The sequence below is a fragment of the Kiloniella majae genome, from assembly GCF_002118315.1.
In the GTDB taxonomy this organism is placed as follows: domain Bacteria; phylum Pseudomonadota; class Alphaproteobacteria; order Kiloniellales; family Kiloniellaceae; genus Kiloniella; species Kiloniella majae.
In genome coordinates, this window is sequence record NZ_MTSZ01000002.1 from 176265 (window position 1) to 201184 (window position 24920).

Sequence of the window (24920 nt, forward strand, 5' to 3'; positions counted from 1 at the left end):
AATGACTATTAAACTTTATGACGACGAAATAACTTCACGATTTCTGATCGGCACTGCTCTCTACCCGTCACCAGCAATTATGCTCGAAGCCATCAAGGCTTCCCGCGCTGAAATCGTTACGGTGTCATTGCGTAGAGAGTCTGGATCAGAACAGGCCGGACAAAACTTCTGGTCCTTTATCAAGGATAGCGGGGCAAAGGTACTGCCCAATACAGCCGGATGCAAAAGTGTAAAAGAAGCAGTTACCACTGCACACATGGCGCGTGAGATTTTTGAAACACCCTGGGTTAAGCTAGAGGTTATCGGCGAAGACGACAGCCTGCAACCCGATGTTTTTGGCTTGGTCGAAGCGGCGCGAATTTTGACCGAAGATGGCTTTCAGGTTTTCCCCTATACAACAGAAGATCTTGTTGTCGCTGAAAAACTGATCACTGCCGGTTGTGAGATCTTAATGCCATGGGGAGCCCCAATCGGCAGCGGGCGGGGCCTCAACAATATCTATGGTCTTCGATCGTTACGGGCACACTTTCCTGACATTCCTCTAATTGTTGATGCCGGGATTGGCTTGCCATCACACGCTGCTGCAGCAATGGAGCTTGGGTATGATGCTGTCCTGTTAAATACAGCTGTGGCAAAAGCGGGCGATCCTGTTCTCATGGCCAAGGCTTTTGCCCTCGCAATTCAAAGTGGCCAGCAGTGCTATCAGGCTGACCCAATTGAAAAACGAGATATGGCAGCTCCCTCAACCCCCGTTGCAGGACTACCTTTTTGGAATCAAGATCATGCTTAATCCTTTTTATCAAATCGTTGACGATGCTAATTGGTTACCAAGATTTTTACCTTTGGGACTTAAGCTCGTCCAACTCCGTATAAAAGATACTTCAGAGGATCAACTCAGAGAACAAATCACCTATGCTCAGGAACAGTGCCATGAATATGGCGCACAGCTGATTATCAATGACTATTGGGAGCTGGCGATTGAACTTGGCTGTGATTTCATCCACTTGGGTCAGGAAGATTTGGATGATGCAGATATCGGCGCTATTCGAAACGCAGGGCTAAAACTGGGCATCAGTACTCATGACGAGGGTGAACTGGAACGCGCACTGGATCTGGAGCCTGAATATGTTGCCCTCGGCCCTGTCTACCCGACCATTTTAAAAAAAATGCATTGGGCACCCCAGGGCGTTGAAAATGTTCGTCGTTGGAAAGAGATGGTTGACGATACACCTCTTGTTGCAATCGGTGGCCTATCCGTCGAACGGGCGCCCGACATTTATGCCGCAGGTGCCGACATTATCTGTGTGGTAACAGATGTTCTCTATAACGACAGTCCCGAAGAACGTATTCAGGAATGGCTTGAACTTGGCGCATCACAACTCGGAATAGATTAGCTTTGTAAAATAGCCTCACTCACAAACATGAGTGAGGCTATGCTTTTAATCTTCTATAATTGCCAATAAATCTTTGGTTTCGACTTTTGATCCCGGTGCAACAAGGATCTTGCTGACCGTACCCGATTTTTCCGCAAGTACAGAGGTTTGCATTTTCATCGCCTCAATGGACATAAGAACATCCCCCTGCTCAACCTGATCACCCTCACCAACTGATACCGTCACAATCAAACCGGGCATTGGCGCGCCAAGGTGATCCGGATTACCTGAATCTGCCTTTGGATGAGCCTCTTTTGCAGAAGCTCTGCTACGGTCCAGAACCTTCACGTTCCTGGGCTGGCCATTAAGCTCGAAGAAAACAGTACGAACACCCTCATCATCGGGATCACTGATAGCTCGGAACCGTATGATTAATGTTTTCCCCTGATCAATATGAACAGAGAGCTCTTCACCAACGTCCATCCCATAGAAAAATACAGGTGTCGGCAAAACAGAAACCCGTCCGAAGTTCCGTTGATGCATGGCAAAATCTATAAAGACCTGGGGATACATCAAATAGGACGCGAACTCATTATCGCTAATTGCACGTTCTACTTTTTTCTCAACCTCAGCCCTTTCAACATCAAGATCAGCTTCAGGCATCAAAGACCCCGGGCGTGCTGTAATCGGGGTATCACCTTTGAGCACTTTGCCTTGTAATGAAGCCGGGAAACCACCAACTGGCTGTCCCAGATCCCCTCTGAAGAAAGAAACAACTGATTCAGGAAAAGCAATTTCCTTATCCGGGTTCTCGACATCCGCACGGGAAAGATCGCTTGTTACCATCATCAATGCCATATCGCCCACGACCTTTGAGGATGGTGTTACTTTGACAATATCCCCAAACATATCATTGACATTGGCATAGGCTTTGGACACTTCCGGCCACCGCTCTTCAATGCCAAGAGATCGGGCTTGCTGGCGAAGGTTGGTATATTGTCCACCCGGCATTTCGTGATGATAAACATCCGACGTACCGCTTTTGATATCGCTTTCAAAGCCAATATAATTTGCCCGCACCTGTTCCCAATAGCTGGAAAGTTCCTGCAGGGAAGCATCGTCCAAACCAGTATCCCGCTCTGTATTACGAAGCGCAGCAGCAATAGACCCCAGACTTGGCTGAGATGTCAGGCCACTCATCGAATCAATACAGGCATCAACCGCATCTACCCCTGCTTCGGCAGCCGCAATCACAGTGGCAGCAGAAATACCGCTGGTATCATGCGTGTGAAAATGGATAGGTAAGCCAACTTCGTCCTTAAGGGCTTTGATCAGAATTTTGGCTGCTGCTGGTTTCAATAACCCCGCCATATCCTTGATGCACAGAATATGCGCACCAGCAGATTCCAGCTCTTTAGCCATATTTACATAGTATTTCAGGTCGTATTTCGGTCTCGTAGGGTCCAAAATATCCCCTGTATAACAGATCGCAGCTTCACAGATCTTCCCTGTTTCACAAACGGCATCCATAGCGACACGCATATTCTCAACCCAGTTCAGGCTGTCAAAAACACGGAATACATCCATTCCCGCATCTGCGGATTGCTTTACGAAATACTTAACGACATTATCAGGGTAGTTGGTATAGCCAACACCATTAGAGGCCCGGAGCAACATTTGTGTCAGCAGATTAGGCATCGTCGCCCTCAACTTCTCCAAACGTTCCCAAGGGCATTCCTTCAAGAACCGCATTGATACATCAAAGGTCGCACCACCCCAGCATTCCATGGAAAAGAGATTGCTGAGATTTTCGGCGTAATAGGGTGCAATAGAAGTTAAATCGCTGGTCCGCACTCTGGTTGCGAGTAAAGATTGGTGCGCATCCCGGAAAGTTGTATCGGTTACCAGTAAACGCTTTTCTTCCTTCATCCATTTAGCAACAGCCTCTGGCCCTTGTTGATCCAAGATCTGCTTTGCGCCATTGGGCAAATCACTACCTGACATGGTGGGAAGACGCGCAACATGCGGGTTTTCTGGACGAACACGTCCGGCAACCTCATCGTTACCGTTCACCATCACATCACCAACAAACCGCAACAATCTAGATGCCCTGTCCCGTCGTTTTGGCATATGGAAAAGTTCGGGAGTGTCATCAATAAACTTAGTCGTATACTCCCCACCCCGGAACTTTGGATGAGACAAAACATTCTCCAGGAACGTCAGGTTAGTCGAAACACCCCTAATCCGGAATTCCCGAAGCGCTCGGTCCATACGCGAAATAGCCTCATCAGGTGTCCCGCCCCAGGCTGTGACCTTTTCAAGCAAGGAGTCATAGTGGCGGGTGACAACTGCGCCGGAAAAGGCTGTGCCCCCATCCAAACGAATGCCGAACCCTGTTGCCCCTCTGTAAGCCAGGATTTTACCATAGTCGGGGATAAAGTTATTTTCTGGATCTTCCGTAGTCACACGACATTGAATAGCATTGCCATTAAGCTTGATGTCTTGTTGTGCAGGAACCCCGGAAGAGACATCTCCGATTTTGCCCCCAGCCGCAATTTTTATCTGCGATTGGACAATATCAATACCTGTGACAGTTTCTGTTACCGTGTGTTCAACCTGAACCCTTGGATTGACCTCTATGAAATAGAATTTATCCGTATCCATATCCATCAAGAATTCAACGGTTCCCGCATTGCCATAATCTGCCGTTCTGGCAATGGCCAATGCCGCGTCACAAAACGCTTTACGCTGTTCATCACTCAAATAGGGCGCAGGCGCACGTTCAACGACTTTTTGATTGCGGCGTTGTACAGAGCAATCCCGTTCAAAAAGATGAACAGCATTTCCATGACTATCGCCGATAATCTGAACCTCAACGTGACGCGCGCGCCGCACCAGCTTCTCAAGATAAACTTCGTCACTGCCAAAAGCAGCCAGAGACTCTCTTCGCGCTGCACCAACTTGCTCTAACAGTTCTTCTGCCGTTTCAATAACCCGCATGCCACGGCCACCACCACCCCAGCTTGCCTTGGTCATCAGGGGGTACCCAACAGCAGCGGCCATTTTTGTTATTTCATCATCATCGAGAGGAAGAGCATCTGTGGCAGGCATCACAGGCGCCCCCGCCTTCACAGCGAGGTTTCGCGCCGATACCTTATTTCCCAGACTGCGCATTGTATCACCGGTAGGACCGACAAAAATAATGCCTGCAGCTTTACAAGCATCAGCAAATTCAGGATTTTCAGATAAGAACCCATACCCAGGGTGAATAGCATCAACACCGGCTTCTTTGGCAACTCTCAAAATATCGTCAATGCCCAGATAGGCCTGAACAGGCCCCTGCCCTTCGCCGACAAGATAGCTTTCATCTGCTTTGAACCGATGCAGGGCAAAGCGATCTTCATTTGAATAGATCGCAACCGTTTCAATACCAAGTTCAGTTGCAGCCCTGAATATGCGAATAGCAATCTCACTGCGGTTTGCGACCAGCAATTTCTTAATTTTTTTGTTTTCAAGATCACGCACAACTTTTCCCCTTGATTGGTTACTTTTCATTCAAGCTATTTATCTTTTTTTTTGTCATCAATGATTTTCAGAAACGGTTCATATCTGCTGTCTCGGATGCGACACTGTTGCAGGCAATTTCAAGCACAACAGTCGCCATTAAAATCAATCACAAATATTTAATTACAGAAACGCTCTGTTGTTAATATTTGCGATGTACATAACACAATAAAAGAAAGGTATCATTTAGAATTAATGACTTTTCAGATAACAAGAAGTTGTACCAATACAATACAAATTGTACAGACAACCAAGAAAAACATACTTTATACAATATAGAAAAAGTACTTCGAAAAAAAATAACTTTTACAGTGATTTATTTTCTACTCAAAGAACATATCTTGAGAGAGAGGACGGTTCTATAACAAGGTCGACTTCTACAATTGACCCAAGGATCATATTTACATTCTTGCCGTCAGCAGCCAGAGGCAAAAGTAAGCGCTTGTATCTTCGATAGTCCCTGTCTTCTATTCCCCAGGTTACCTCGCTAAAGTGTGGGCTTTTCGCCTCGACCACAGCTTCAAACGCCTGCTGAACAATTTCCAACTGTTTATCTTTGAAGAGATCATGAATGAATTTTCCGGTACAATCCTTGCCGATTATTTCAGTCATAATGGACCCCCATAACCTGTATTGGAATTGTTTTTCGCCTCCAACTGAGTGGACATCAACTAAGGCAATCCGTCCCAAAAGGTCCGTTATATCAGCAGGGTTAATATGCTGACGACCGGGGAGCAATCTGTTGCTGGGGGTAACAGAATGCCAATAATCATAAAGACGGCAAAAGCTTTCTTCCACCGCCGCTTTTTGGGGGAGTTTTTTTCCCCTGATTATATCTATCAACTATCTCATCCAATAAGACAGAAGTAACCCCGCCACCTATATAGCATAATAAACACTAATAATAACTTACTTTTTATATGGACTTGTTAGGCCACACAGATTTGTGATTTTGAATAGCCAAAATTTAGAAGAAGAAATCTAAGTTATCTATGTACTCCAGAATGGTAGCTGGTCAAAAATGATCAAAACCCCAGCGCCAATAGAAACACCATAAGGTACGCCGCCGTTTCGTTGCAGCCATTCCGGTAAAATAATGTTAAATTTTGCCAACAAGAATTCTATTTGAGGCGCAATTTTCCGGAGCCCCAAAATAAGCAAAACCTGCAGCCCGCCAACCAAAGACATGGTCAAGACAAAAGCAGGCAAGAGATCCAGCCCCGTCCAAAGTGCCAGACTGGCCATAAACTTCACATCCCCGCCCCCTAAAATTCTAAAGGCAAAAAGAAGTATTCCTGCAGCAAGAACCACCCCGAAAGAAATGAGATGATCAAAAAATGGGGTCGGCATGTTACTGCCGAGATATGCAACAGGGAAAAGCAAAATTACTGCTAAAGACAAAATATTAGGGATCCGCATTTGAATAAGATCCATCAAAATTGCCAAAGCAACAAATGCCACAAACACAAGCTTGGTTATAAACAGTGGATCCATAAATGCCCCAAAAAAAAATACATAAACTTGTTGGATCAATAAAAAACTGTTCCGCCAATAAGCCTTATATAATCAACACAGGAGAGTAAAATCATAGTTAAGATTACAATATTTCCCTAGCTCACAAGGATTTATTTTTATTGATTGAACGTCCAATTAAAATAAAATAGACTTATCGGAGAAATTTAACAAAGCGAGATCCAAAACAATGCCCAAAGTGGGAATGGAAGCCATACGAAAAAAGCAACTTATCGAGGCAACCATCTCCTCTATCCATGAGCGTGGTTACTCGGATACTACCATAAGATTGATTAGCCAAAAAGCTGGTGTTTCAACAGGCATTGTTCATCACTACTTCAAAGATAAAGACGACCTGCTCAGAGCAACCATGCAAAGCATGCTGTCTGACCTGAGATTTTCCGTATTACAATATTTGGAACGGGCAAATACCCCGAAAGAGAAAATTGAAGCCCTCATCTCTGCTTATCTTGATCCTCATTTATTTGAACCAGAGACTGTTTCAGCCTGGCTTGCATTCTGGGCGCATGTACCTCATTCAGAAGATCTATCTCGCCTACAAAACATCTATGAAAAGCGCCAGATCAGTACCTTCACACATATTTTCAAGAAGCTTCTTCGCCCCGAAAATGCTGAAAGTGCATCACTGGGACTGGTTGCATTAATTGACGGCCTGTGGGTCAGAACTTCTTTGCAAGATAATACGACGGGACGAGAAACAGCCCGAACAGTTGCGCTCGATTACGTTGAAATGCTGCTGCAAAAAGAAAACAAATAACGATCCTTTTGGGGATAAAACCCATTGGATAGAAAACGACAACAGAAGGGGAGCAAAAATCCCCTTGATTGACTGGAGTTACTTACAATGTCGAACGATATCTTTGACTATATCATTGTTGGCGCAGGATCAGCAGGTTGCGTCCTTGCCAACCGTTTAAGCATAGATCCCGACAACTCTGTGTTGCTGATTGAAGCTGGTGGAAGTGATAGCTCTATCTTCATTCAAATGCCTACGGCACTGTCTATCCCAATGAATATGCAAAGGTATAACTGGGATTTTGAGTCCGAACCAGAACCCTACATGGATAACAGGCGCCTTCACTGCCCACGGGGTAAAGTGCTTGGCGGTTCATCCTCAATTAACGGCATGGTATATGTTCGTGGTCATGCCTGTGATTTTGATGAATGGGAAGAGCAAGGCGCAACAGGTTGGGGATATAAAAACTGCCTCCCCTACTTCCAACGCGCTGAGACATGGAAGGGTAATAGAGACGAATATCGGGGCAACGACGGTCCGCTAGCTACCTGTAATGGTAACGAAATGCAAAATCCGCTTTACGAAGCCTTTACTAAAGCGGGTGAAGAGGCAGGTTACGGTCCGACGGAAGATTATAACGGCTACCGCCAAGAAGGTTTCGGCCCTATGCATATGACAGTGAAAGATGGCGTACGCTGGTCAACCGCAAACGCCTATCTCAAGCCTGTCATAAAACGTCCTAACCTGAAGGTAATATCAAACGCGCTCACTAAACGCATTATTATGGATGGCAAAAAAGCGACTGGTATTGAAATAGAAGTCGGCGGTGTCACCCAAACGGTTAAAGCTTCGACCGAAGTTATTCTCTCATCAGGTTCTGTTGGCACCCCTCAGCTTCTACAGGTTTCAGGCATTGGACCATCAGATGTCCTGAAGAAAGCGGGTGTTGATGTTGTTCATGATCTACCCGGTGTTGGTGAAAACCTGCAAGACCATCTGGAAGTATATTTCCAGTTCCGGTGTAAAGAGCCCATCACCCTGAATGGGAAACTGGATCTTTGGAACAAGTTTTTGATCGGTGCCCGTTGGATGCTGTTCAAAGACGGGTTAGGAGCAACAAACCACTTTGAATCCTGTGCTTTTATCCGATCAAAGGCTGGTTTAAAATGGCCTGATATCCAGTATCATTTTTTGCCTGCAGCAATGAGATATGACGGACAGGCTGCTTTTGAAGGACATGGCATCCAAGTTCATGTCGGCCCGAACAAACCCAAAAGCCGAGGACACATTCGCATTAAGTCAGGCGATGTAAACGATAAACCTGAAATTCTGTTCAATTACAACGAACACGCAGATGATCGCGAAGCTTTCAGAGCATGTATCCGCCTGAGCCGTGAAATCATGGAACAGCCGTCAATGGCACCTTATTGCGAAGATGAAATCCAGCCCGGTGCAGCAATACAATCGGATGAAGATCTCGACGCCTGGATCAGACAGAATGCAGAGAGCGCCTATCACCCTTCCTGTACGTGTAAAATTGGGGCCGATAACGATCCAATGGCTGTTCTGGATAACGAGTGTAAAGTACGCGGCATTGAAAATCTACGCGTTGTGGATAGCTCTGTCTTCCCGACGATTACCAACGGAAACCTCAATGCGCCAACCATCATGGTCGCAGAGAAAGCAGCTGACATAATTTTAGGTAACAACCCTCTGCCAGCATCAAATGCGCCGACTTGGATTCATCCAGAGTGGGAAACAAAACAGAGATAAGTATCCCACAAAACCAAATAAAAAGGCGGCACGTGCCGCCTTTTTCATACGCTATTCATTTAGGGTTATTTAACTGGACTATTTTGATGCTTTAAACACAGCCACAATCAGGTGAGCCACAGCCTCGCGGTGCTTCGTGATTGCGCTCAACAACAGCACCCTTTTGCTCAGTTTCCAAACCTAACCGGGCAAACAAAGCCATGTCTTCGTTTTCTTCCGGATTGGCAGTGGTCAAAAGCTTGTCACCATAAAAGATTGAGTTCGCGCCAGCCATAAAGCACATAGCTTGCCCTTCGTCCCCTAGCGAGCGACGTCCAGCAGACAAACGTACGTAGGATTTTGGCATCATAAGACGTGCAACTGCAACCGTCCGGATCATCTCAAAGCTATCAATACGCTGCATGTCACCAAACGGTGTTCCCTTCACAGGCACCAGCATGTTAATCGGCACAGATCCCGGGTGTTTTGGTAAATTGGCCAAGGCCATCAACAAACCAACGCGATCTTTTCGCTCTTCCCCCATGCCAATAATCCCACCGGAACAAACGTTCAGCCCGGCATCACGTACATTACCCAGAGTTTCAATACGATCTTCAAAAGACCGTGTCGTAATAACTTCGGGATAATATTCCGGGGACGTATCAATGTTATGGTTGTAGTAATCCAGACCTGCTTCTTTCAGATTGTCTGCCTGATCTTTATTCAGCATACCCAGCGTCATACAGGTTTCCATACCCAGGTCTTTAACAGCCGTTACAATCTCGGATATCTTATCAATATCGCGGTCTTTTACATTGCGCCAAGCAGCGCCCATGCAAAACCGCCCAGATCCATTTGCTTTGGCTTTTTTTGCATATTCAACAACTGTATCTTTATCCATCAGCTTGCTGGCGCCGACATCAGTTTTGTAGCGCGAGGATTGCGAACAGTATTTACAATCTTCTGCACAGCCCCCTTCTTTGATATTCAAAAGCGTCGAGAGCTGTACTTTGTTTGGATCAAAATACTTCCGATGCATAGTCTGCGAACGGAATAACAAATCCATCATCGGCAAATCATAAAGCGCTTCGATTTCTTCACGTGTCCAATTGTATCGAACATCGGTAGATTTCATATCAGCATCATTACTTGTTTTTGCTTCATCAGAAGAGACCTCAACTGAAGAAATCGTCACTGAATGTGGCGTCGCTTCGGAGGTCATAATATCAACTTCGTTTTCCATGATGGATTTCACTTCCATATTTTTCTCTGACGCTGTTCTAGCCTGAGCCCGTCGTCTCGGCAAGTATCCAAGTCTTTTGTTCACATATTTTATCGTATAATCAGTTTTAGAGTATTGTCGAAAAGCGCCAACAAGATCTGCAAAAATCTCTATAAAGCTTATTCACCTCTACATACTGACTATCAAGATAATGAGTTAAGCTCTTCCATTGCCAAGGCCATGGCTTTCCATGCATCATCAATCTGCTGATCGGAAATGACATAAGGTGGTAAAAGATAAAGCACATTACCAAGCGGGCGAATTAACATATTGCGATCCCAGAACCATTTCTTTAATTCCCCACCAAGGGAAGAAGTATACCCACCATCATCCACAATCGCGTCAAAGGCAGCGATCGTGCCCATTATTCGATGATGGCGTGTTTGAGGTAACGCACGAATATAGTCCATACCCTTTTGATGAGCCGCTTCAATACGTTTAAAGTTATTTTGGGTTTCTGTACTTTGTAAAAGTTCAATCGATGCCAAAGCTGCCGCACATCCCAGGGGATTAGCGGTGAAAGAGTGTCCATGGCAAAAAGCCTTATCAAAGGTTTCGCCTAAAAAAGAGTCATAAAGATGATCCGTGGCTACGGTCACGGATAATGGCAAGAACCCACCTGTTAACCCTTTTGAGATACAAATAAGGTCCGGCGTTACACCAACTTTCTCACAGGCAAAATTAGCCCCTGTACGGCCAAATCCGGTCATGACCTCATCAAAGATCACCAGTATCCCTTGGGATTGGAGCTTTTCGACAACAGTCTTGATAAGCTTGGGACGTACCATACGCATCCCCCCTGCCCCTTGGACCAAGGGCTCAAGGATCATTGCGCAAATTTCCTTGCCATACTTTTCCAGATGAAGATCAATAGCCTCAAGTGCCGTCGCTTCTTTAGCCTCGATAGCATCATCATTTTCCCATGTGTGCGGATAGGGCATGATATCTACGGAAAACAGTAAATCTTTCCACGCATCAAACATCTGCGAAGAAATACCAGCTGACATAGCCCCGACGGTATCCCCGTGGTAAGCACCATCAAACGTCATAAAGCGTGTGCGCTGTTCCTGCCCTGTATTACGACAATGCTGGTAAGCAATTTTCATCGCCACTTCGACTGCTGTCGATCCATTATCTGAAAAGAAAACCCTATTCAGATCGCCAGGTAAAAGAGTGCTGAGTTGTTGTGCTAGCTTAACCGCTGGTTCATGTGTAAAGCCGGCAAAAATAACTTGCTCCAGCTTGTTAGCCTGCTCTGAAATCGCATTGGCAATCTTGGGATTTGCGTGCCCAAAAACATTCACCCACCAAGACGAGATATAATCAACAATCTCCCGCCCGTCTTTTGTTCGTAAAAGAACACCGTTGGCAGAGTCAATAACTACAGGATCAGGCGCAGTTTGAGCTTGTGTGAAAGGATGCCAGACATGACGCTTATCCAGTTCAAGAAAGTTGTCAGTCATTATTTTTACCCTTCACACTATTTTTATTATCATTTTTCATTACAGATGATCTTAGCTACGGCCCAAACTCGCTGAAAAACGCTCCAATCGAGGCATTAGCCCGATGATGGTTTCAGGTGTTACAAGCTCACATCTGGGCAACTCAGCAACGACAGGTATTTTGCCGTACTCCTCAATTGCTTCTCGATTGCCCTTGTTTTCAGGCCCGTTCATAATAACACCCGCCAAGGTAACTCCTCGACGTTGTAGGGCCTCAATTGTCAATAAAGTATGGTTGATTGTTCCCAATCCCGAACGCGCCACAATGACCACAGGCAAATTAACTTTCACCATCAAATCAGTCATCATAAACTGATCATTCAGAGGAACCAAAGCTCCCCCCGCTCCTTCGACAATCAGAAATTCATTCTCGGAAATCGAAGGCAACTCGATCTTATCCAGATCAATTGTCTCTCTTACACGTCGAGCCGCTTCATGAGGAGATAAAGGGTCTGGAAAGCTGTAGGAACAAGGGTAGATTTTGCGATCCGTTCCGCCGGTTAATCGCAGAATTTCAGGTGTATCATGATCCAGATCAGGTCCGGTTTGTACAGGCTTCCAATAGGATGCTCTTAAACTTTCAACCAAAGCTGCAGAAACAAAAGTCTTACCAACTTCGGTATCCGTACCAGTGACAAATAAACCATTTATACTAGATTTTTTAATCGGACTATCCTGCATGTCTCACCCGGTAAATAAACACCTGTCGCAATAGATGTTATATCAGTTCTCGATATTTTTGCTGCACAGCACAAAAACTACACCATAATCAGCTTCAATGTCGGCGTCTGTAAAGTAACTTTCATATTTTTTTAGTAGAGTACGTAACTGTCTCACACTAAGAGGAGACCTTCCAACGCGACTTGAGTGTGCCCCGATCTCACGTAGTGTTCTCAGGAAATCCAACCCATCCTTATGGCACTGCACAAATTTTTGTTGTCGCATATCAACATGTAAGCCGCCCAGACAGTCGTGATAAAAAGCTGCGTCGGGGAACTCAGGAGCAAGTCTTTCAATACCCAATTCACTTTGGCACTTGTGCCACAATCCAAACGTTTCTTGCGAAAGCGTGCTAAAAGCAAGCGTCCCATCAGCAGCCAAAAGATCACTTAGCTTTCCTAAAGTTCCTTCGAGATCATGAAACCATTGAAAAGCCATATTAGAACAAATCAAATCAAACGGACCCTCCAAATCAACAGCTTCCCCATCCATGGTATGGAAATGAATTTTAGAAAGATCAACCGCGTGTGTAGTTTCAGGGGAACTTAAATTTGGATTACATTCAGGATTTGTAATTTTATCTGATAAAGAGCTCTGACATTTGGTCAACATGTCAGCAGAGATATCGGTAACCCACCAATGCGCATCAGGGTAGAGCTTGAGAAGTTCGCGAGTTAAATACCCTGTCCCACAGCCAATTTCCAATATACGCAAAGGTTTCTTGTTTTGAATTTTAGCTGCAATATGACCCGCTAAAACTTTCGCGGATGTTTGTTGCACTTCAGATTGCATTTCATAACTTTGAGCCGCCGCACCAAAACGTCTGGCTAAATCTTTTTTCCAGGTAACTTCTATCATAGATCTGTAATTGCCCGCTTAATAACAGAACAACATGCCCCGGTATCAGTCAAAGGCAATAGATGTCCTTTGCCTTCAGTCCACTCTGAATTACCTTTAAACAATTTAACCGTCATTGCCTCTGTAACAACCTGATCATCTTTATCCGCCAAGATATATGAACTCTTCTCGGCACAATTCAAGCGTTGATCCTGATCACGCAGAAAATTAAGCCCCCAGGTAAGTTTGGATAGATCTGGCGTTTCCATTACTGGATAGTCCGTTATAGCCTGCGGATCACATAGCTTATGGAAAGATCTCAAAACATCCGCAGGTGCCTTGGGCAATTTGCGCAGCATACGTTCAATAACTCTGGGATGCACACCTTCTGGAAAATCATCACAAGCAGAAAAACGGCTAAAGCCATTTATAAAGACGGACTTTTCCCACGTTATTTTATCCTGAGACAACAGCCACTGACAGCCCATAGAATGTCCGACAGCAACATCATAATGCCCCAGAGGAATACGCACATTTCCAGAAAAGCCCAAGTCAACCTGATCACATGTAATATTAGATCCCAGTAATTTTATAACGGACTGCCATATATCAGGGCCATAGCCCCACCCATGCACGAATATAACCCGCATTATACTGTGCCCTTTGCGTCAATAATCTTTGCTATGCTTTTAATGATTACGCTGGCCAAATCCTCTATCTGCTTTTCCGTATGGACAGCGCTTAGTGTAACTCGTAATCGCCCAGAACCCTCGGGTACTGTCGGTGGGCGAATAGCACCCACCAAAAAACCCTCTTCTTCTAGTTCATGAGCAACTGCAAGAGTTTCTTTGTCATTGCCAATGATTACAGGAATAATTTGTGTCGATGACAGGGCCGTGTCTATGCCCTTATCGTTAAGCATGTTCCGAAAATTATAGCTACAATGTGCCAAATGCCTGCGTTCAGAATCCATTGCCGGGACAAGATCTAGGGCCGCATCAATGGCCCCCAACACTTGCGGGGGAAGTGCTGTCGCATAAATGAGACCACTACAGCAATTTACCAGATACTTTTTCATACTTTGCGAACAGGCGATATAAGCTCCATAGCTTCCCAAAGCTTTGCCACAGGTCCCCATAATCAGTTCATTATCAGAAATACCGCCAGCGCAAAGTCCCATGCCCTTCGCGCCTAAAACACCTGTAGCATGCGCTTCATCTATATACAGAAAAGCATCATAGCGTTTTGCAAGCGACCTTATTTCAGGAACATCCAGTTGATCACCATCCATGGAAAACACACTCTCCGTGACAATGATTTTGGCCTGTTCACTATTCTTGTGTTTTTCCAACAGTTGCGCGAGATGCCCAAGGTCATTGTGGCGGAAACGTATTTGTTTTGCATTTGCAGCCTGAACACCAAAATGGAGACTGGCATGATTAAGTTTATCGCAGAAGAGTAATACTTCCGGCTTCCCCACCCCACCATGCAACCGTGTATTTAACAAAGCAGCTAAAACAGAAGAATTTGCCTGAAACCCGGAATTCAAAAGCAAGGCAGCTTCTGCTCCCTTCAGTTCCGCGAGCTTTTTTTCGATGAGCTCATAGGTAAAATGATTACCCGTAATCAACCGAGATGCACCAGCTCCAGAGCCATAGGCCTTTGCCCACTCTGCAGCACGCTCTCGAACAACTCTACTTTGTGTTAATCCAAGATAATCGTTAGATGCGAAGTTAAGAAGTTTACGTCCGGTATGTTCGACATACCCCCCTTCCAAAAGATTAGAGTATTTAAGCTTCCGTAACCTCTCGTCAGGCATGGCCTGAAGATATGTATCAATTCTTTTGGAAAGGTTTGTCACCTTGAGTTACCTCAACAGGGAATACTCTACCTGGAGGACGACAATCAAAGTGACAATCCAACCAGCAATGCTTTAGTGCTGGTTTTAATATCAAACGCCTTCAAGAGCAACTCTTGTCTTACTATAGCGTTGCCTAACTTTGTCTTTTCTGGCCCTGAAATCACAAGCTGTTATCAATTTGATATCAACGTATTCTCAGGGCCAGATTAAAAGTCAAAGCAAGGCGATTAAACGCCTTGTTGTGGTCGCATATCGTCCGGATCAATACCCGCGACTTCAACTGGTTTAGTCATGGCATCGCGGCGGAAAGGTTCTCCGAGTTCTTGGTTGAGGATGACCTCAACAAAAGTTGTCACCCCATCCTTCTGTGCTTCGGTGGCTTCTTTCAATGTCGCGGTAAGTTCACTTTGCGTGCGAACAGTAACACCTTTCAAACCACAGCCTTCCGCCACTTTTGCATAACTTAGGTGCGGATCCAGTTCCGTACCAACAAAGTTGTTGTCATACCAAAGGGTCGTATTCCGCTTCTCAGCGCCCCATTGATAATTGCGGAAAATGACCATTGTAATCGCGGGCCATTCTTCGCGACCGACAGAGGTCATTTCATTCATGCTGATCCCAAAGGCACCATCCCCGGCAAAACCAACAACAGGTGTATCAGGACAGCCGATTTTAGCACCGATAATTGACGGAAAACCGTAGCCACAAGGACCGAAGAGACCCGGGGCCAAATATTTACGTCCCTGTTCAAAAGTCGGATAAGCATTACCGATTGCACAGTTATTTCCGATATCACTGGAAATAATAGCATCCTGTGGCAACCCTTCTTGAATAGCACGCCACGCCATACGTGGAGACATCCGATCCGCATCACGGCGACGAGAATCTTCGTTCCATGTCGTTCCCGGATCATCATCTTCGTGATCCATGCTGCTAAGAGCCTGTAGCCATGATGATTTTGTGTGATGGATAAGCGCTTTGCGTTCTTCCCGCCCATTATCACCAGCAGCGGGACTCAGCTGAGACAGAATTTGCTGTGCAACCTGTTTCGCATCACCGCAAATACCAACTGTTACCTTCTTGGTTAGGCCAATACGATCAGAGTTGATATCTACCTGAATGATACTCGCATCTTTTGGCCAGTAATCAATGCCATAGCCCGGTAGTGTAGAAAACGGATTAAGGCGTGTTCCCAGAGCCAAAACAACATCCGCTTTTGCAATGAGTTCCATTGCAGCTTTGGAGCCATTATATCCAAGAGGCCCAGCGGCCAAAGGATGACTGCCCGGGAAGCTATCGTTGTGCTGATAACCACTACATACAGGCGCATCAAGACGCTCAGCAAGAGCCTGACAATCAGAAATAGCATTCCCGATAACAACGCCAGCACCTGATAGAATAACAGGGAACTTGGCACTTGATAAAAGCTCTGCTGCTTTGCTGATTGCTGTCGCACCCCCAGATGGGAGCTCAATGTCAACCATCTGTGGTAGTTCGATATCAATAACCTGTGTCCAGAGATCACGTGGCACATTGATCTGTGCCGGCGCGGAGCCCCGTTTAGCTTTCTGAATAACGCGGTTAAGAACTTCTGCCATACGGGATGCGTCACGCACTTCTTCCTGATAGCAAACCATATCTTTGAAAAGCGCCATCTGCTCAACTTCCTGGAAACCACCCTGCCCGATTGTTTTATTGGCAGCCTGCGGTGTAACCAGAAGCATTGGTGTATGGTTCCAGTAGGCAGTTTTGATTGGTGTTACAAACCCCGTAATACCCGGGCCGTTCTGCGCAATACACATACCGATTTTCCCGGTTGTACGTGTATAGCCATCACAGATCATACCGCCATTCGTTTCATGAGCAACATCCCAAAACTTGATGCCCGCCTTCGGGAACAAGTCAGAGATTGGCATAAAAGCAGAGCCGATGATTCCAAAACCATGTTCAATACCGTGCATTTGCAAAACTTTTACAAAGGCTTCTTCTGTCGTCATCTTCATTGTTATCTATTCCTTATTTCAAAAATTTTTCTCATCATTTAAGAGAAAATTCTCAAAGGTACTGACCAAAGTTTTGATCAATTCCAGCCGTTTATTTGTTTCGACTTTTGCTTTTAAAGTTCTGCCTTATCTTCAAGTCCAGCAAACTGAAGTCGCGGGCAAAACGCAGGCTCGTCCTGACATCAGAAAAGCAACTATTTTCTGTTTCACATAGGTCCAGATTTACCCATCAATGATACCAGATTTGAACGAATCTTTTTACAACAAAACAACGCAGGAAAAATATAAGGAAAACCCCTGCAATCTTGTAATCAAAGTTCAACGGCCAAAGGCAATTATTTCTAAAACATCCCGGAGAAGTTAATAACGAAGCCACAAGAGCTATAAACAAAAAAAGGGACTGATCCAAAGATCAGCCCCGATACAGTTTCATTTAGGAGACGTGTTAAATCTATCCACAGATTTTGGATAAAGCATAATCAATTGCTGTGACAATTTCATCCAATTCTTCTGTTGTACAAATCAGCGCAGGACTTAGACAAAGCGTATTGTTAAACTCTCTAAAGCTGCGATTGGTTGCCCCAATGATAACCCCTTGAGCCATACACTCACCAACAACAGCTTGGGTAATACTTTCATCAACGGGTTGTTTTGTCTCACGATCAACGACCAGTTCCAGACCACAGAAAAGTCCCTTTCCGCGAACATCTCCGATAACTTCATGCTTGTCCTTAAGCTCATGAAGCTTTCCAAGAAGGTAATCCCCCATATTCGTGACATTATCGAGCAGGTTTTCTTCTTCGATGATCCGCATGTTTTCAAGTGCAGCCGCAGGACCAGCAGTACATCCACCAAAGGTGGAGATATCTCTGAAAAAGCTCATGGGGTCAGAAGGGTTGTTCTTGAATTGATCAAAGACCTCTTCTGTTGTCACCGTACAGGAAATCGCAGCATAGCCAGAGGCAACACCTTTTGCCATGGTAACAATATCCGGTTTGATACCATAATGCTGATAACCAAACCACTTACCTGTCCGTCCCAGACCACAGACAACTTCATCAATATGAAGCAGGATATCGTACTTCTTACAGATTTCCTGTACCTTTTCCCAATAGCCCTCTGGTGGCGTAATCACGCCGCCCCCAGCTGTAATTGGTTCCAGAACCAGGGCACCGACCGTATCAGGGCCTTCGCGCAAAATGACTTCTTCAATGGCAAGAGCTGCCTTTACGCCATAATTGCCATCACCCCCGTATTGGGAACGATATTCGCAACAATGAGGAACCTCGACAAACCCGGGTGTAAAAGGACCATATTGGTCTTTTCTCTGTAACTGACCAGTAGAGCTTAAAGCTGTAATGGTTGTGCCATGGTAATCACGATCCCGGTAAAGGATTTTATGTTTCTTCCCACCGTATTTGTTATGCGCGATCTGTCGAACGATCTTATAGGCTTTTTCGTTTGCTTCAGACCCAGAGTTTGAAAAGTAAACTCGACTCATACCCGGCATCTTATCAATAAGGGCCTTGGCAAAATTTGCTCCGGGAATAGAACCAGCAGAGTTTGCAAAATAATTAAGTTTCACAAGCTGTTCACGCACAGCATCCGCAATCGTTTCCCGGCCATAACCAACGTTTACAGTCCATACACCACCAGAGACAGCATCAAGATACTTTTTACCCTTCGCATCCCAAACGTTCATCCCCTTACCTTCGATGATCACAAGGGGATCAACAGTTTCATAGCGTTTGTGCTGGCTGATATGATGCCATACATGAGCCCGGTCATTTTCAATGACCTCGCTAAAATCGTTCATTTGTTCTGTTAATGTCATGGTTCACTTCCAACACTAAAAGGCCTTAGCTGTTCCGACAGATTGAGCCAACCCGATTAATCTGGTTGGGCCACTATGTAGATGCTTTTCTTAATGGAAGTGTCACACGCGTTTTCATCAAGGCGATAGCTCCAGTTGAGCCAAATTGATAAAACCACTTGAACCAGAAATGACAATTTGGTGAGTCCAGATTCTACGATCCATAGAGCCTTAAGTGGTAACATGATAGGATGTGGCATAAATCGCTGTGATTCTTCCACGGCTTACCTTAGAATTTTAAGCCATAGAATTTAAAGATAGTTCACAAGCATAAAATTCTTGATATGAATGACTGCAGGGGAAAGGCCGATGATGCCAACAACCGTACATAGCATTTCGAAATATACAGTGCAGATTCTGAACACCAAATCTACTGCTGACAAACCCAAGTCTCAGATAATTATCAGACTATTGAACGAAAAAGGTAAAGACTGCGGACTTGCTGTATTCAAAGACTATGGCGATCAAAACGCCCAAAACCCCTATGGTGACCATAAAAAAGGAACAGCCACAGCCTATTTCGATATCAAGCATTATCAGGCATTCATTGAAATTCTCAGAATGGAAAAAGAACTCTATTGGAAAATTGCCTGGCAGCAAACAGGGCCAACCAAGTCTGTATCAGATGTTTCACTCGATACAAAAGAAGAAATTATCGGCGAACACTTTGGGAATGGTGGCGCATAGATAGCTATAAAATCTAATTCTGTTCAAGATTAAATATGACACCAGAAATGGCGGTAAAGTTTAAACTTTACCGCCATTAATTTTTGCTGAATTTTCTAATTAAGGCTGACTACACAGGCGCCATACCTTTATCAGCTATATCAGCCGCCCTTTTTGCGGCTTCTGCAGCAAGAGCTTCGCGCCTCATTTCTCTACGGCGGTAGATTTCATGCATAACAGCCCCCACCAGCGTAATACCAACAATCACCACAGCCAAAGCACTTAACGACGGGTTGGTCCCCAGTCTTACTTTACCAGCAAGAACAGTTGTCAAAGTACTTTCTGCCTGAATAGTAAACAGGGTTGTATTGTAGTTTTCGAAACTGGTCAGGAAAGCCAGAAAGGCAGCCGAGCCAATCGCAGGTCTCAGGAAGGGAATAAGGATCTTCCAGAACACCTGAACATTTGTCGCCCCGAGATCAAGCGCAGCTTCTTCTTGGGTGCGATCAAAGCGTTGCAGTCTGGACAGGAAAATCAACATGCAATAAGCAGAAATAAACGTTGATTGACCAATAACCGACAGGAAAATACCGCTGTAAAAAACAGAGTTATAATCCGCATCGACCCAAACACCCAGACGATCCCAGAAAACCAGCGTTGAAATCCCCAAAATAACACCAGGTGTCAGTAGCGGAGACACAACAATCATGTAATAGATAGACTGAGCTTTCTTGTGAACCTGTGACATCAACAAAGCTGCTGCCAAACCGATCGGAACAGCCAAGCAAACAACACCCAAACCAATCCAAAGCGAGTTTTTGATTCCCTTTATCATGTCCTTGTCATTGGCGAGAACCGAGAACCATTTCATGGTTAATTCATCTATCGGTATCGCTGTCGGGAAGGTCGGCGTGTTAAAAGCAGTTACCCCCATCAAGATCAACGGGCCAAAAAGATATAGGAAGAACATCGCGATATAAAAACGCACCATGTACTTCTGAATAAGATCAGAGGTCATTTCGCAAGCTCCCCTAAATTAACTTTGAAGAACTTCATCACTGCCAATACAAAGATAATACAGGAGAAGAGCAAAACAAATGCATAGGCAGAACCACGAGACCAGTCACCGCCGGTAAAGAACCAGTCATAAATGATCTGTGTAAACCAGAGACTGCTTGGTCCTCCCAAAATTTGGGGAACAGCCAACGCACCTGCCGAAAGCATGAAAACCATCGTACAGCCAGAAGCGATACCCGGTTTTGCATAGGGAATAACCACACGATAGTGAATACGCCACCACGGTGACCCTAAATCTCTGGCTGCTTCAATCTGGTTGTGATCCAGACTTTCAATCGCATTGTAAATCGGGAAGACCATGAGCAGGATATAGGCATAGCTCAAGCCCGCATACATCGCGACATCGGCCTTGATGAAATCAATAGGTTCGTCCAGAATTCCCATCCCCATCAAAGTGACGTTGATCACACCGCTTGATCCAAAAAGAATTCGGAAGGCAAAGGCCCTTAGAATTTCATTAACCCAAAACGGCAAAATCAAAGCGATCAGAAACAAACGAGTTGTCCCGCCTTTTGTGCTTTGAGCAAGGTAATAAGCAATTGGGTAACAGAGCAAGAATGCCAATAAGGTTACACCAACAGATGCCAGAATGGTTTTCAGGAAGATTTGCAAATGGAGCAAATTAAAGAGATTTTCATCACTATCGCGCCCAAAAATCAAATAGGAATAATTTTTGAGTGTATAGGCATCGGGATTCCCCCCAATCGCACCATCTCTAAATGAAAAATCCACCATATAAAGTTGGGGGGCAACAATCATTAAGCCAACCCAAATAAATACAGCACCAAGTAGATAGGTAGAAACCAACACGCCGTTCTTTTTGACGAAAGTGATCTGTCGCAAATTTGCCCAAACTGTATCGGTATTCTTTTGCAGCATTGGCGCGACAAGAAGAGCCAGAACAACGGCGAGAAATACGGACAGGAAATCACTCATCAGCTAAATCTCCTTCTGGTAACACAATAGCTCGGTCGACATTAAAGCAAATTTTTGCTGTATCGCCGACCTTCAAGTGCGTTCCCTTGCCTTCATTACTCACAGAGAAGGATATGCGTTTTTCCGTGTCCCCTTCCATATGAATATGGATCGATGGTCCTTCGAACTCTTCGGCAAGAATTGTGCTTTCGATAATATTTTCAGCAGGTGTTGTATCGTTACCTTCGACAAGAGAAAGTGCTTCTGGTCGAACAAAGAGAATGGCCGCATCCCCCACATTCATATCTTGTGTATTACGCCCTCTGAGCAAACCAAACTTATTTTGGATTTGCGCATACTCACCTTCAACCTTAACAACTTTCCCATAGAAAGGGTTATTTTCGCCGACAAATGAAGCAACAAATGCTGTTTCAGGCTCATTATAAATTGTACTGCCATCACCAACCTGCTCGATAACACCCGCAGACATCACAGCAATACGATCCGACATGGTCAGGGCTTCGCCTTGATCATGTGTAATATAAATAAAGGTAATACCGACACGCTGCTGAATATTTCTCAATTCACTGCGCATATGCTGACGCAGCTTCAAATCCAGTGCTGATAACGGCTCATCAAGAAGCAAAACTTCTGGTTCAACAGCTAACGCACGGGCAATAGCAACACGTTGTTTTTGCCCCCCCGACAGTTCAGAGACCATTTTGTCTCCCTGTCCAGAAAGAGCAATAAGGTCGAGAAGTTCCTCGGCTCGCCGGCGACGTTCAACGTACTTTACACCTTCGACTTCCAGGCCAAAGGCAATGTTATCTGCCACTGACATCAATGGGAAAAGGGCCAAATTTTGAAAGATTAATGCTGTCGGACGCTTGTTCGGTCCAATACCTCGCATATCGCTTCCGTTAATGCGAATCGTTCCTTCAGTCGGCTCGTTAAATCCTGACACTGCCCGCAGGATCGTTGTTTTCCCGCAACCGGATGGGCCAAGAAAACTGAAAAACTCACCCTTTCGAATTGCTAAATTAGCATCGTCTACGGCTGTAAAATCACCGAAACGAATTGTTACATGTTCTAAATCTACACCTGAGCTCATGAGGACCCCACGACCACTCTCTCGGAAAAGATAAAATCCCGAAATTTATTATTTTAAGGATGAAGGGGAGCACAGAGAATTCTGTGCTCCCTTACCGAACTCAATTACAGATTAAGCTGCGACGAATTTATCGCGGAATTCTGTACGAAGCTGTGCATACCAAGTTGGCTCTGCAGGCCAAGCAAAGAGATTATCCAAAGCATCGCCTGGATAAGCTTCCGCAAAATTCTTCTTGGATGCATCAGACAGATGAGCATCAGCACCGATCACAGCAGAATTATACCCTGTCAGGTTCGCGGTAAGTCCGCCATTTTCAGGGCGATATGAGAATTCCAGGAAGGCATAGATTTGGTCAATATTCTTGGCGCCTTTAGGCATTGCAAGACCATCAACCCAAGCCAAAGCTCCTTCTTTCGGTGCCTGATACTGAACAGGGTTTCCTTCACCTTTCAGCGCAAGGATTGGACCATCCCAAGTTTGCCCCATAATAACGTCTTCCTGCATCAGACCGTTTTTCTGACCATCAGCATCATTCCAGAATTTTTTGACGTTTGCTTTGCGATCAATACAGAATTTGGTGATTTTGGACCACACATCCTTCATGTCGTCTTCGCTATTGTAAGCGCGTTTCACATCGCCCGGCGCAAGCTCACCGATGGTTTCCATGTAAAGGCCAGCCCCCAACATCATTGAATGCGGACGACCCATCATGGTGTTTTCGCCACCATCTTTCCAAAGATCACCATAGCTAGGAACACCGCCTTCAGGTGTCCATTTATCGGTACGCCACGCAACAGCTTCTGTTCCCCAGAGCTGCGGTAGCCAATGAGATCCCTTACCTGCAAAATTCCAGTCCGTTTCACCAACTTTGGCCATTGCTGCGTTAACACGATCAATTTTAACTTTGTTCATGTCAAAAGGCTGAAGCAGGTTTAAAGGCTCCCACTGTTGCGCACGCATATTTGTCGGCGAGATGACATCAAAGCCACGACCACGTGTCGCACGAAGCTTGTTGATAATCTCTTCATTGGAACCAATGCCAGTGTGATTGATTGTGATCCCGGTTTCTTTTTTGAACGCTTCCTTGAATTCTTCAGGAAGATAATCAGACCACATCATCACATTTAGCTCTCCGGAAGAGGAAAGCGCGTTTTTGATGAATGCGGGCGCAGCCAATGTTGAAGCACCAGCAATCGCAGCACCTTTTAGAACTTTACGACGGCTTACTGTAGTTTTCTTAAGTATTGTCATTTTTTTCTCCCATACTCCTTCATTTTATCAACGAGGAGGGTCCCTGTTCACAGACCAGAACTTGCGATATTAGGCAATTCATGGCTGCTCTTAATGTTTATGACTTTGACTTCAGTTAAGATTGATTTTAAAGGACAAGCTTTCCTCGGCACCTCCCTGATATAGAATGTGTAAATGTGCAAATAATCGGCTTTTTACAAAGCCATAAAAATTGACCATATATTTGGGAAGGCAAGCGCCGCATAGACGCTGAGAAGAAGCGGGTAAACCTTAAATCAGGATAACTATTTTTCTTGATTAAAGCGACTGCCTTCATCAAGAACGTCCCCGAATGATATTTTGCGCTTGGGCAAAACCCATTTTTCGCTCCCCATACATAATCATTCACTTAAAACCGGAATGATTAGTTGTACTTATCAATCAAAGAATTGATTTCAGAAATATTATCAAAATCAATTCAAACGTTGACCATTATTATTATCATTCTACGAGCCAGCATTCCGTATTTAAGTTTAGAGATCCTGGCATCAACAACGACAAAACAGTTAAAGTACTCATTCTATTTCCGTTCACAGAAGAAACAGAAATAAAACATAAAAAGAAGTAATCTTATTCAGAGCCACGAGAACTAAAATACACTATTATGGTGATTATTCCTAAATTTATTTACAAAACAGATATATTTTTACGTAAACAAATTTTGGAAACTACTTGATAATTATATCTAAAATTGTTTTTTAGATTAAATACTTCACCAATTCTTTTGTACTTCGTTCCTCCGTCCTAAACCAAAATCACGCTTCGATATTTCCTGATAATACGGTAAATGAATTAGCCGTGGTTTATAGTACCAACAGGAAAAAC

20 protein-coding genes are annotated in these 24920 nt (G+C 44.7%); 5 read left to right on the top strand and 15 right to left on the bottom strand.

The features are described from left to right. The first annotated feature begins 1 nt into the window (after position 1). The gene (locus BKB51_RS06890) at positions 2-790 is read left to right on the top strand and encodes a thiazole synthase (RefSeq protein ID WP_085900389.1); all 789 of its coding nucleotides are present in this window, start codon (positions 2-4) and stop codon (positions 788-790) included. Next, complete coding sequence (locus BKB51_RS06895) at positions 783-1394, top strand: thiamine phosphate synthase (protein ID WP_198946673.1); 612 nt, start codon at positions 783-785, stop codon at positions 1392-1394. The genes BKB51_RS06890 and BKB51_RS06895 overlap by 8 nt, the downstream gene beginning before the upstream one ends. A gap of 45 nt (positions 1395-1439) precedes the next feature. Here the strand turns inward: BKB51_RS06895 and pyc are convergent, their stop codons facing one another. From pyc to BKB51_RS06910, 3 genes are all read right to left on the bottom strand, one after another. Then, a complete protein-coding gene (gene pyc, locus BKB51_RS06900) occupies positions 1440-4898 on the bottom strand; it encodes a pyruvate carboxylase (RefSeq protein WP_198946674.1) in 3459 nt (1152 codons plus the stop codon). Between the two features lie 366 nt (positions 4899-5264). After that, positions 5265-5780 (bottom strand): PAS domain-containing protein, encoded by a 516-nt coding sequence (locus BKB51_RS06905; protein ID WP_085900391.1) that lies wholly within the window; start codon positions 5778-5780, stop codon positions 5265-5267. A gap of 147 nt (positions 5781-5927) precedes the next feature. Further along, complete coding sequence (locus tag BKB51_RS06910; RefSeq protein ID WP_085900392.1) at positions 5928-6431, bottom strand: A24 family peptidase; 504 nt, start codon at positions 6429-6431, stop codon at positions 5928-5930. Between the two features lie 208 nt (positions 6432-6639). Between BKB51_RS06910 and betI the strand changes: the two genes are divergently transcribed. Further along, the gene (gene betI, locus BKB51_RS06915) at positions 6640-7227 is read left to right on the top strand and encodes a transcriptional regulator BetI (protein WP_085900393.1); all 588 of its coding nucleotides are present in this window, start codon (positions 6640-6642) and stop codon (positions 7225-7227) included. A gap of 87 nt (positions 7228-7314) precedes the next feature. Next, a complete protein-coding gene (betA, locus tag BKB51_RS06920; RefSeq protein ID WP_085900394.1) occupies positions 7315-8979 on the top strand; it encodes a choline dehydrogenase in 1665 nt (554 codons plus the stop codon). A gap of 91 nt (positions 8980-9070) precedes the next feature. Here the strand turns inward: betA and bioB are convergent, their stop codons facing one another. The 8 genes from bioB to BKB51_RS06960 all read right to left on the bottom strand — a co-directional run bounded on the left by bioB (position 9071) and on the right by BKB51_RS06960 (position 18997). Continuing rightward, complete coding sequence (bioB, locus tag BKB51_RS06925; protein ID WP_420843494.1) at positions 9071-10285, bottom strand: biotin synthase BioB; 1215 nt, start codon at positions 10283-10285, stop codon at positions 9071-9073. Between the two features lie 98 nt (positions 10286-10383). After that, positions 10384-11703, bottom strand: coding sequence for an adenosylmethionine--8-amino-7-oxononanoate transaminase (gene bioA, locus BKB51_RS06930; RefSeq protein ID WP_085900395.1), 1320 nt, complete (start codon positions 11701-11703; stop codon positions 10384-10386). A 51-nt stretch (positions 11704-11754) separates the two neighbouring features. Further along, the gene (gene bioD, locus BKB51_RS06935) at positions 11755-12423 is read right to left on the bottom strand and encodes a dethiobiotin synthase (RefSeq protein ID WP_085900396.1); all 669 of its coding nucleotides are present in this window, start codon (positions 12421-12423) and stop codon (positions 11755-11757) included. A gap of 42 nt (positions 12424-12465) precedes the next feature. Then, positions 12466-13320 carry a methyltransferase gene (locus tag BKB51_RS06940; protein WP_085900397.1) on the bottom strand — a complete coding sequence of 285 codons (855 nt, stop codon included), beginning with the start codon at positions 13318-13320 and terminating at the stop codon, positions 12466-12468. Then, positions 13317-13949 carry an alpha/beta hydrolase gene (locus BKB51_RS06945; protein WP_085900398.1) on the bottom strand — a complete coding sequence of 211 codons (633 nt, stop codon included), beginning with the start codon at positions 13947-13949 and terminating at the stop codon, positions 13317-13319. The genes BKB51_RS06940 and BKB51_RS06945 overlap by 4 nt, the downstream gene beginning before the upstream one ends. Then, a complete protein-coding gene (locus BKB51_RS06950; RefSeq protein WP_218043982.1) occupies positions 13949-15160 on the bottom strand; it encodes an aminotransferase class I/II-fold pyridoxal phosphate-dependent enzyme in 1212 nt (403 codons plus the stop codon). The genes BKB51_RS06945 and BKB51_RS06950 overlap by 1 nt, the downstream gene beginning before the upstream one ends. 227 nt (positions 15161-15387) lie before the next feature. Further along, complete coding sequence (gene xsc, locus BKB51_RS06955; RefSeq protein WP_085900399.1) at positions 15388-17163, bottom strand: sulfoacetaldehyde acetyltransferase; 1776 nt, start codon at positions 17161-17163, stop codon at positions 15388-15390. Positions 17164-17614: 451 nt separating this feature from the next. After that, on the bottom strand, positions 17615-18997 hold the full coding sequence (locus BKB51_RS06960) for an aminotransferase family protein (protein ID WP_085900400.1): 1383 nt from the start codon (positions 18995-18997) through the stop codon (positions 17615-17617). Between the two features lie 348 nt (positions 18998-19345). Between BKB51_RS06960 and BKB51_RS06965 the strand changes: the two genes are divergently transcribed. Then, on the top strand, positions 19346-19723 hold the full coding sequence (locus tag BKB51_RS06965) for a hypothetical protein (RefSeq protein WP_047763717.1): 378 nt from the start codon (positions 19346-19348) through the stop codon (positions 19721-19723). Positions 19724-19832: 109 nt separating this feature from the next. Here the strand turns inward: BKB51_RS06965 and BKB51_RS06970 are convergent, their stop codons facing one another. From BKB51_RS06970 to BKB51_RS06985, 4 genes are all read right to left on the bottom strand, one after another. Beyond that, a complete protein-coding gene (locus BKB51_RS06970) occupies positions 19833-20720 on the bottom strand; it encodes an ABC transporter permease (RefSeq protein ID WP_085900401.1) in 888 nt (295 codons plus the stop codon). Further along, positions 20717-21715, bottom strand: a complete 999-nt coding sequence (locus BKB51_RS06975; protein WP_179187926.1) for an ABC transporter permease — start codon at positions 21713-21715, stop codon at positions 20717-20719. The genes BKB51_RS06970 and BKB51_RS06975 overlap by 4 nt, the downstream gene beginning before the upstream one ends. Continuing rightward, positions 21708-22805, bottom strand: coding sequence for an ABC transporter ATP-binding protein (locus BKB51_RS06980; protein ID WP_085900402.1), 1098 nt, complete (start codon positions 22803-22805; stop codon positions 21708-21710). The genes BKB51_RS06975 and BKB51_RS06980 overlap by 8 nt, the downstream gene beginning before the upstream one ends. Positions 22806-22916: 111 nt before the next feature. After that, positions 22917-24056, bottom strand: coding sequence for an extracellular solute-binding protein (locus tag BKB51_RS06985; protein ID WP_179187924.1), 1140 nt, complete (start codon positions 24054-24056; stop codon positions 22917-22919). Between the last annotated feature and the right edge of the window lie 864 nt (positions 24057-24920).